Below are 9,816 nucleotides of genomic sequence, written 5' to 3'. Positions count from 1 at the left end.
ATCGAAGAGTTGAAGGAAATGATCCGCGCCGCTCGCATCACCAAAAAAACATGGCATGATTTCCTTGATAACTTCGTGGATGACACCGATCTGGTGACACGCATCAAAGCTAAATCACTGCGGTAGCAATGGGGCGGTTACCTTCGACCCGCCCTGTTTGCCCTTCTGCCTGGATGAGAGCCCTTTGCAGAGCGCTCACTTCAGATTTTCGGATCAAGCCCTCTTTGAAAAGCGTCTCCTTGTCTTCGTGTTCTTCAATAAGGAGGGTGACAAGGCGATGATACGCGTCAAGTTGTGTGCTATAGCCTTTAGCCCGGACCTCAAGCGCGGCGATATTGCTTGAGAGCAATTCCAGATCGTTATCAAGAGATGATCTAGCGACTTGGAAAGATAGCCTCTGCCCATCGAGGATACCAGCAATCTCGAGATCATCCTTTGCCATCTCGAGTAATTCGCTTGGGAAGTTTATCTCATCGAGTTTCCGATATTCTGCCAACAGTCTCGCACTGGTTGCTTCAAGGCGTGCGCGGCGGATTGTGAGTTCTCGCTTGTTGGCTTCTGCGGCCGTGTGATCGAGGCGTAAGAGAATATCGCCAGCCTTTACTTGAGTGCCTTCTTCCACGAGAATTTCTTGGATAATCCCTCCTTCAAGGTGCTGAACTATCTTGTTTCGTCCTGTCGCGACAAAGCTGCCAGGTGTGATGACTGCAGCCGCCAAGGGGGCCCGAAATGCCCAGAGACCGAAACCGCCAAAGGCGAATACGAAGAGAAACAGGCCGAAGATCACGTGCTTTGTGATTGAGCGTGGAACATCACGATGCCATTCGTCCTTTGTTTCTATGATTTCGGTGCCGGTGGACTTCATTCTCCTTGCCCCTTGAGTTTGTTTTGCGCCTCACGGCGCGCACGGTGGTCCTCACGGATTCGTTCAAGCACAATGTCACGGCTTCCAAACAGAGAGATTGAACCGTCGTTGAGAAGCATCACCTTGTCCACGACGTCGAGCAAAGCGGGTTTCTGTGTAATGACTACCACGGTGATCTTGTTCTGCTTTGCGTGTTCGATCGCGCGTGACAGTGCTTTGTCGCCGGCCGTATCGAGATTTGAGTTGGGTTCATCGAGAACGACGAAACGGGGGTTTCCAAAGAACGCTCTTGCAAGGGCTATACGCTGCTTCTGCCCACCTGATAGTGGCGCGCCGTCTGCTGCGACGACCGTCTCGTAGCCTTGTGGTAATGTCGCGACCATCTGATGGACATCGGCGAGCGTTGCGGCCTCAAAGACTTGTTCATCAGTAGCATCCTGCCGCATGCGACCGATGTTATCTTTGATTGTTCCGGGAAAGAGTTGAACGTCTTGTGGCAGGTATCCGATGTTTTCGCCAAACTGTCGCGGGTCCCAGTTTCGCAGATCCATTAGGTCCAGCCGCACATTGCCCGAGGTTGGAAGGATCGATCCTACAAGCATTTTACCCAAGGTGGTTTTTCCGGCACCTGAATTTCCGATCACCGCCAGCGTCTCTCCAGGGTTCAGATGGAAACTCAGACCGTTGAGAACGACATGCTTGGTTCCCGAGGGAACGTAGAGAAGTCGCTCGACGTCAAGGCGGCCAACAGGTTTTGGCAAACGTAATTTCTCGAATTGCAGCTTTGAACTTCTGAGAAGTGCTGAGATACGACTGAAGGCACCGCGTGTAATTATATACCCGTTCCAACCCTCGATTGCCCCTTCAATTGGCGCCAAGGCTCGACCGGCGATAATGGACGCTGCAATCACCATGCCACCAGTAATCTCACCTTGAATCGCGAGAAACGCTCCCCAGCCAAGCATGGCTATCTGTGTTAGCAGTCGGACCGCCCTTGAGAAGGCTGCTGAGATGATATTGCGATCTTGCGCTTTTACCTGGTGCGTAAGCGACTCAGCGGTATCTTTTCCCCACATGGTCACTGCTTCGGGGATCATCGCGAGAGCGTTGATGATCTGGCTGTTGCGCGCCATTGAGTCGAGATGTGTATTGGCCTTTGACTGGGCTAGGTTCGCGTCTGCAAAAGGTTGAGCTGTGGCGCGTTGGTTTATTATGGCGATCAGAAGTAGGACGAGCGACGTGACCACAACAATCATCCCCAAATGTGGATGCACCAAGTAAATCGCAAAGATGAAAATTGGCGCGAAAGGCACGTCAAGAAAGGCCAGAAGCGTGCCTGAAACAAGAAAACCTCTTAATTGCTGAAGGTCGCCTAACGTCTGATACTCACGGCCATTGCCGTTGAGCGATGCTGCTGCGGCGGCCGACAGAATGGGGGCACCCAGCTGAGTTGCCACCTCGACCGCAGAGCGCATCAGCACGAAGCGGCGGACCGCATCAAATACGGCTTGTAGGATCACAGCTCCAGCGATCACAATGGTCAGCATGATCAATGTGTCAGTAGAGCGACTTGTCAGAACGCGGTCAGATATCTGGAAGAGATAAATCGGGATTGCGAGGATTAAGAGGTTGGTCGCCAACGTGATGAGCATAACGAACCCGAGGTTCCTACGCACCGTGGCCATTCCTTTTTTGAGGCTGGCAGAAAAGTCTTCAGGGCCAATCCGCTTGTGAAAATTAGGTCCGCCCCCTTTGCCGTTTCCGCCCCCGTCACCGGTTGGCGGCTCACTTGCGGCCGGAATAGGCTCGTTTGCAACGCCCTCAATCGTGGTCTGAAATCGTGGGGCTTTCGTTGTAAAGCGTGGCGCCTCCTCTGAATCGAAGCGATCAACGGGTTCAAGTATCAGGCGTTTCTTTTGCGTGCCATCTTCCGAAAAGTCTGAAGTGTCAGCTGTATCTTTCATATCTTCGACCTTACTCTGGTTACGCGTTACCCAGTCATGGTTTGCATGACGTCAAGGCTTGTCCCGCCGGTATGCAGATCAAACCCTCCCGCTTCTTGCTCTAGAACTGTTTGCGCAATGTCCTTGGTCAGGTCATCCACGATGATCGCGACAGCCTCATTTGTAAGCTGGCTTATGTTAACGCCCAGAGGATTGGCTTCGGTATCGATCAGCTCCGCCTGGTATAGCATCGCATCGCTGTATTGCTCCCCCGCTGCCATAATCGTCGAGTCGATCCCGTCCTGATCAATGGACGCGGTGTTGGTCAGGTAATTCGACCCAGTTGTGATCGCGACCGAACTATCTTCAATCGCAGACATCATTGCCTGTGCAGCCATGTGCACCTGGTCCTGATCGCCGATCGTGTTGATCTGATCGACGATATTCAATTGTGTGAGGTCCCCACTTATGTAGAGAGCGCGAAGAGCCTCCAGCCCTTCGAATAGAGCGCTCTTTGCAACGTAGTCACCCAGTTGCTTTGCCCCAGCAGAGAGATCCTCGAGAGCTGTCTTGAAGTCGTCAAGCATGGCTTTCTGCTCATCGACACCATGCTTTGTGATTGAAGCATCGTTGACGAGTGAATTGTCGTTACTTGAGACAGCGGCCTTACCCAGTCCTGCGCCTGAGAAATAATCATTATCCAGCAGTACGTTTGTCTGATTGATGATATTCATCGTGGTCATAGAACCACCGACAAGGACGAGGTCGTAACCAAAGCCGAATTCGTTGGCTTGAAACTGATTGAACGCCAGGTTCTCACCTGTTGATACAGTTGTGGAATTGGCTGTGAAGGTCAGGTTCAACTGATCGGCGTCGGACATAAAGGTATGTTGCTGGACGATATTGGTGAATGTCACATCACCTTCGACCGTCTCCAGATTCCAGACGGAAGGAAGTCCTAATTTTCCCCCGGATTCCTCGACATTCTTTTCGAGGGAATCCTTGGCCCCTGTCTCGGAAGCAGAAATGTCTTCCTCAATGGGTGCGGGACCGTCGTCCGTGTTTGTGTCGGGCTGCTTTTGCTCTTCTGTTTTTCCGTCAGTTTCCGTGGTGGCTTTATCGTAACTGATCGAAGCAATATTCTTGGCCTGTGATGAAGTGGGACCAATCTTCATCAGTCCGGCCGGGGTGACGTCCTGGTCAAAGAGAATGTTAGTTTGAGAAATCGCATTCAATTCGATTGTATTTCCGGCGACCGCAAATACGGTGGCATCAATCCAATTGGTGTAGATCCATGCCGCGTTATGGCTTTCATTAGCACCGGTGACTACGTTGTGGTCAATGCCATCATAATGCGGAAAGCCATCGTCTGTTTCATGCAATAAAGCCAGATCCTTTGATGTGCCTGAAAGAGGACGGTCAGGCGGGGTTTCCGCATCTGCGTCGTCTTGTTCTCCCGCGTCGTCATCGCGTTTCAATCGTATGAATGTAGGAAGAAAGTCATCTATCTCTGGCCGTTCTTCGACAGGGACGCCATTTATCACTGTTCCGGTAGCATCTGAATCTCGTAGGACATAGGCGGATAAATCCAGAGCCTCCGGTGGTGTATCAACCTCCGCCAGTGTTTGCATGAATTCGAGAGCCGTCCCGGGATCATCCAGAACTGCGGTGGCAAGGCCCTGTAGTGTCCAAGGCTGTAATACCTCAGAGAATTCTAACAGCGTTTCCAGTTCGGCGAGGAACACGTCGCGCGAAATGAAATCTGCGACAGCAGGATCACCAAGAATATCATTATCTATCAGAGTGATCGATTGTAGCGTGATCGTGATCGTCTGTGGAGGGATTGGCACATAGGGCAGGATCTTGTATCCGCCGCCGCCGCCAATTGAGCCGCCAATCAGTGGTTCAGGCGGCTGCTCAACTGATGTGAATGAGCCGACGGTGTTACTCTGAGATATCGCAGGAAGGGACGGTAAACCTTGGCCCACGCCGGGCTGGTTCACATCCGAAGTATCGGAATGTACGACTTTCCCTGAATACCCGTTAAGCTTGAAATCTGTAGCGATGCGGACGGGCTTAAACTCGAAGCCGGCCTCGTCATCGGTATCGTCTTTGTCGCGCTTGAACTCGATATACTGGTCACGTAGCCGATTGTCTTCGACAGCCATGTGGAAGAGGCCGACAAAATGTGCGATGGACTCTGTGGTTCTGTCGAGGCTCACGGTTGTTTTCCCAAATGTTTAAAATGGTAGCGGGCAATCCGTTACCCAAATTCTACAGGCTGTCCGGGGCCGACGTTCGGCCCCGGACAAGAGTTAGGCTTATACGCCGGTATCGCTGTCGTCGCCGACGTAGTTGGAGCTCATGTTGCCACCAACAACCGTCATGTCGACTGTGTTGCCGAGAACGTTCGCGCCCATCACGATGTTCTGGTTGAACGCGGACGTATCGACCACGGCTGCGGCCGACGCGTAGGATTCGCCGGTTACAAAACCGTCATCTCCGTTGTTCGACCCCCAGCTGCCGTTATCAACCGCGCCACCGGCACCATTGCTGGCTGCGCCACCGGCACCGCCGCTGGCCCCTCCGACATCGGCTGCGCCCCCTGTGGAGGTTCCGCCATTTGCCAGACCGGTTGTTCCACCGATTGCCGTAGACTCGCCACCCATCCCGGTATCACCGCTGGTGGACGTATTACTGCCACCATCATTTCCACCGTTATTGTTGGCTGCAGAGTCCTGCGTCGTATCGGCTGCACCGCCGAAGCCGGAAATGGCCTCTGCCATGCTCTCGGACGAGCCGTCGGTGTCGGAGTCGGTGAAGAGATCGGCAAGACCTCCATCACCGCCGGTTGCGTTTGAGGTTGCAGTTCCGTCGACATCATTCATCGAGTCGGCTGTCGCAGCCCCGGCTCCGCCGGCACCACCGGTTCCTTCGGCACCGTCACCGGCTTGACCAACCGCACCATCACCGGCATTGCCAGCACCGCCGTTTCCAGCTGCACCGACCGCCCCTGCGGCACCGGTCCCGGTCGCGATACCGCCCGCGCCCGCTGCACCATCGCCACCTGGGCCTTGGCCACCGCCTTCGCCGTTGGCCGCTGCACCGTCGCCAGCATTACCTGCGGCACCTGTGCTGCTGCCTCCGGCAGCTGCCTGGCCAACCGCGCCTGCACCACCGGTACCTGTGCCGCCACCAGCGCCATTGGCTCCCGCGCCATCGCCGGCATTGCCGGACGCGCCGTCACCACTGCCTCCGGCAGCCGCCTGACCGACCGCGCCTGCACCGCCGAGGCCTGTGCCTCCGCCAGCACCATTGGCACCGGCGCCGTTTCCGGCATTGCCGGATGCGCCAGTGCCGCCGCCGCCATTACCAGCCGTGGCTTGCGCACCGGATCCACCGGTCCCGTTGGCTCCTGTGCCGTCTCCGGCCTGACCAGCATCGCCGTTTCCGCCTGCGCCGCCGGACCCACTTTGGCCAGCACCACCGGTGCCTGTGCCGCCGGTGCCGGTGCCACCGTTGCCGCTGGAGTCGGAATCACCGTTGGTTCTGCCATCGGCGTCGGCCGTTGCAGCCCCACCGCTTGTATCAGCAGCACCTCCGGCAGCATCAGCCGGACCGTTGCCTGATGTGGCGTCGGAATCCTCATTGTCGGAAACCGCTACCGCGACATCAAGACCACCGCCCGGGATTCCGCCAGCAATTGCACCTGCTGCTGAACCGGTCCCGGCGTCGCCGCCAGCACCAGTCGCGGAGTTGCCGCCGCTTGTGGAATCATTATCGGTACTGGGCGTGCTGTTTGCGCTTCCGTTATTGGCCGCGGATGCACTGCTGGCGTTATCACCGCCATCGCCCTGGGCACCTGAACCTGCGCCACCATCACCGCCTGTGCCAGCTGCACCAGTACCACCAGTGCCTGTACCGCCAGATCCGCCGATCGAAGCCCCGCCGAAGCCAGACGCGCCCGATCCACCGGTCGCTAGACCGCCGATACCGCCAGCACCTTCACCGCCGATGCCTTGGCCTCCCGCACCACCGTCGCCGGTCGTGCTGTCGCCACCCGTGCCAGCTGCACCAGCACCACCAGTGCCACCGCCGCCGTTGCCGCCTGAGCCGCTTCCGCCGGTTGCTGCACCGCCGGAACCGCCGTCGCCGGTTGTGCTGTCGCCACCCGTGCCAGTTGCACCGGCACCACCAGTGCCACCGCCGCCAGCACCAGCCGCGCCGCCAGCGCCGCCAGTTGCTGTGCCGCCGGCACCACCGTCACCGGTCGTGCTGTCGCCGCCAGTACCGTCTCCGCCAGCACCGCCGTCACCACCGCCGGCATAACCGGCAAAGCCTTTGCCGCCGTCACCACCAGCGCCGCCAGTGGCTTCGCCACCCGTGGCTGCCCCACCAGTACCACCGGTACCGCCGGACCCGGCACCACCAGTGCCCTCGGCCCCGGCACCGCCAGTGCCAGTGCTGTTACCAGTTGAACTGATTGAGCCATCATTGGCGTCGCTTTCAGCTTCTGTCTTTCCAGCCGCACCGCCGGTGCCAGTGCTGTTATTGGTGCTATTAGCGTTGCCAGTCGAGTTTGAAGTCGACGTTGCAGCGCCACTTTCACCGCCATCCGAGCTGCCATGGTTGCCTGAGAGGCCAACACCGATGCCAAGACCGGCAGATTCTGACGACCCGCTTGCGCCGCCATCACCCGCAGTCGAGGTTGCTGCGCCGGTGCTTCCGGATGAGCCTCCCGCAGCATGGGACAACCCGCCAAGCGCGGTGCCGCCAATGGCCGCACCTCCCAGTGAAGTCGCGCCGCTTCCTCCGGCGCCGCTTGTCGGATCGGCGTCAATACCGTCTTCGGCTGTCGCGGTGCCTCCATTTGCGCTGCCTGACTGCGAGAAAGACCCGGCGTTATAGACCGACGCATCTCCAAGCGAGTCGTTGTCTTCCATGACAGCGTTCTGAATGTTGACAATCCCGGTGTCATTTCCTTCGCCATTCAGGGCCTCGCCCAGAATATCGGTGACATCCACATCGTGACCTGGGCTAACATCAATGTCACCCTCGTCCGACGTGATCACGTTTTCGACGTTTCCACCTTCGCTGTCGATATCAACCTGATCGTCGTCACGCGGGATCCACTCACCACCACCGAAGTCGATTGATACCGAGTTTGAGTTGTCGTTGCTGTCATCACCGCCATTGGTTTGACGAGCATTCGAATTTGACTGCTGCTGCTGTCCCTGATCCTGACCTTGTCCCTGATCCTGACCTTGTCCCTGGTCCTGACCTTGTCCCTGACCTTGATCGTTGCTGTTGGTGTCGGTGTTGTCGACATCAGCGCTTTGTTGCTGTTGCTGCGCGTCGATTTCGACGTCCGCTTCTTCAACAGTTACATTCGCGTCGAGATCAACGTCCAGATTTTCGACTTCAACGTCGTCAATCAGGAAGTTGTTGTTCTGAGTTGAGCGTCTATCCATGGTTTTGTCCTCGTAAAGGACCCATAGTTGCCACGAGTCTATCCAAAGTGGCTAAGCTTGGGTCTGGATTGCATGATATTGTGAGATTTAGGCGTGCTCTGGCCTGTCATTGCAGACGGTCGCAGCGCCTTTGCTGTGGTTGATGACTTCGCTCTAAGCTTCACCCCCTCCCAAAAAACTTTCTGTGAAGGTGGAGGTGCCTGTGGGCAGCCATCCATTTCTTTGTAAAAAAAAGAGCCATCACAGACGATAAAATCAATTTGCCAAGGTTGATGAGAACCAAGACGCCTCACAGTCTGCGCTGCGCAGGTAAAATGCAAAATTGCCCAAAAGATTAATAAAAGTTAAGTAATTGAATTTGTGATATTTTTGTGGGTTACTTCTTGGTGTTCATTTATTTCGGCAGGCTGGGAGTAATCTAAAAGCGTATGGTTTCGCGATTCTACCTAACACTTCGATCTATCCGGGCATTTTGAACAATTTGGGGGAGAGTTGAGGTGGCCGAGCTCACGTAATGAGTTTGCGAATATGTCAAAATTTGACAGTAATTTGTAATTTTGTTATCTTAGTGCTAATGTTTTGTGTAAGACGGCGAGCCAGCACAGGCGATTAAGCGGGCTATAGTATTTTTCATTTGAACTTAGAGAGGCATCGAGCGGGCCTATCACTAAAGCAGTCGTCTCGAGGCTGTGTTCAAGTAGTCATATTTCTGGGGGGATTTTTATGACTTTGCGTGATTTTTCCGACGCTATTCATCCGCGATTTGATCCGGCCTCACGTGACGGCAGTCAGGGCCTAGCATCTCCAGCGATAAACCCGGTCATAGTGTTCATAGGGAATTGTGTAATATTCACTGACCGCTTGATGCAATTGGTGGACGCCGAGTTTCTGGGCGTAAGTGTGTTGCGACTTGACGGGTTGCGCCAACTTAACGGGCTGCCTGAAGAACGGCATGCCATGGTGCGATTGATCGTTGTTGATGAAGCGATTGCCCAGAACGCAAATGAAGAATTGACTGTGACAGCCAAAACCTTTTCGAGCACAACCATTGGTCTTGCATATATTTCTGCAGAAAGCGCGAAGCAAATTCTTGCAGGTCCGGCGGGCCCCATCGTTGGGATGCGATGTCTTCCCATGCAGGCTCCGATTGACGCATGGCTCGCGGCTTTGCACTTAATGCTGCTTGGGCAACATTTCGTCCCTTGTGAAATACTGGCAACCGCGCAAGAGCAGCATATACAGCCCGACCCGGAGCCATCCGAGGCCAACGACATAGCGAACGCATGTCAGTCCAAACCAAGTAAACTAAAAGCACATAACGCGGCTGTTATTGCGAAACTCACCGCGCGTGAATTCCAAATCATGGATTTCATAGCGAAAGGAGAAAGAAACAAGACTATAGCGAGATTGCTCGGATTGAGCGAGCATACCATCAAACTCCACGTTCATAATATTTTTGGAAAGATCGGCGTGGACAACAGAACGAGTGCGGCGCGATGGTACCTATCGAAGAATGCTCAGTTGGAGATCGAGTAGA

General features: G+C 55.3%; 9 protein-coding genes. 3 read left to right on the top strand and 6 right to left on the bottom strand.

Going from position 1 to position 9,816, the window contains the following annotated elements; all coding sequences use genetic code 11:
* Positions 1-109: 109 nt before the first annotated feature.
* The 6 genes from RID11_RS01160 to RID11_RS01135 all read right to left on the bottom strand — a co-directional run bounded on the left by RID11_RS01160 (position 110) and on the right by RID11_RS01135 (position 7,300).
* Complete coding sequence (locus RID11_RS01160) at positions 110-865, bottom strand: HlyD family secretion protein (protein ID WP_350135226.1); 756 nt, start codon at positions 863-865, stop codon at positions 110-112.
* Entirely contained in the window at positions 862-2,829 is a 1,968-nt protein-coding gene (locus RID11_RS01155; RefSeq protein WP_350135224.1) for a type I secretion system permease/ATPase, read from the bottom strand. Before RID11_RS01155 ends, RID11_RS01160 begins: the two co-directional genes overlap by 4 nt.
* A gap of 26 nt (positions 2,830-2,855) precedes the next feature.
* On the bottom strand, positions 2,856-5,030 hold the full coding sequence (locus tag RID11_RS01150) for a hypothetical protein (protein ID WP_350135222.1): 2,175 nt from the start codon (positions 5,028-5,030) through the stop codon (positions 2,856-2,858).
* Positions 5,031-5,129: 99 nt separating this feature from the next.
* A complete protein-coding gene (locus tag RID11_RS01145; RefSeq protein WP_350135219.1) occupies positions 5,130-5,696 on the bottom strand; it encodes a hypothetical protein in 567 nt (188 codons plus the stop codon).
* Positions 5,693-6,364: a hypothetical protein gene (locus tag RID11_RS01140; protein ID WP_350135216.1), complete on the bottom strand. Its 672-nt coding sequence runs from the start codon at positions 6,362-6,364 to the stop codon at positions 5,693-5,695. The genes RID11_RS01145 and RID11_RS01140 overlap by 4 nt, the downstream gene beginning before the upstream one ends.
* A gap of 423 nt (positions 6,365-6,787) precedes the next feature.
* Positions 6,788-7,300 (bottom strand): hypothetical protein, encoded by a 513-nt coding sequence (locus RID11_RS01135; RefSeq protein WP_350135214.1) that lies wholly within the window; start codon positions 7,298-7,300, stop codon positions 6,788-6,790.
* A gap of 535 nt (positions 7,301-7,835) precedes the next feature.
* On the opposite strand from RID11_RS01135, the gene RID11_RS01130 reads away from it, so the two are divergent.
* From RID11_RS01130 to RID11_RS01120, 3 genes are all read left to right on the top strand, one after another.
* The gene (locus RID11_RS01130; protein WP_350135211.1) at positions 7,836-7,964 is read left to right on the top strand and encodes a hypothetical protein; all 129 of its coding nucleotides are present in this window, start codon (positions 7,836-7,838) and stop codon (positions 7,962-7,964) included.
* Between the two features lie 90 nt (positions 7,965-8,054).
* Positions 8,055-8,267 (top strand): hypothetical protein, encoded by a 213-nt coding sequence (locus RID11_RS01125; RefSeq protein WP_350135208.1) that lies wholly within the window; start codon positions 8,055-8,057, stop codon positions 8,265-8,267.
* 735 nt (positions 8,268-9,002) lie between these two features.
* A complete protein-coding gene (locus tag RID11_RS01120; RefSeq protein WP_350135205.1) occupies positions 9,003-9,815 on the top strand; it encodes a response regulator transcription factor in 813 nt (270 codons plus the stop codon).
* Position 9,816 lies beyond the last annotated feature (1 nt).

The organism is Roseovarius sp. (assembly GCF_040219995.1).
Lineage (GTDB): Bacteria > Pseudomonadota > Alphaproteobacteria > Rhodobacterales > Rhodobacteraceae > Roseovarius.
This window is presented reverse-complemented; position numbering and strand designations above follow the sequence as displayed.

Excerpts from the sequence above, each read along its gene's own strand:
- RID11_RS01160 (WP_350135226.1), bottom strand. The coding sequence starts at position 865 with ATGAAGTCCACCGGCACCGAAATCATAGAAACAAAGGACGAATGGCAT.
- RID11_RS01155 (WP_350135224.1), bottom strand. The coding sequence starts at position 2,829 with ATGAAAGATACAGCTGACACTTCAGACTTTTCGGAAGATGGCACGCAA.
- RID11_RS01145 (WP_350135219.1), bottom strand. The coding sequence starts at position 5,696 with ATGAATGATGTCGACGGAACTGCAACCTCAAACGCAACCGGCGGTGAT.
- RID11_RS01140 (WP_350135216.1), bottom strand. The coding sequence starts at position 6,364 with ATGGCAGAACCAACGGTGATTCCGACTCCAGCGGCAACGGTGGCACCG.
- RID11_RS01135 (WP_350135214.1), bottom strand. The coding sequence starts at position 7,300 with ATGGCTCAATCAGTTCAACTGGTAACAGCACTGGCACTGGCGGTGCCG.
- RID11_RS01120 (WP_350135205.1), top strand. The coding sequence starts at position 9,003 with ATGACTTTGCGTGATTTTTCCGACGCTATTCATCCGCGATTTGATCCG.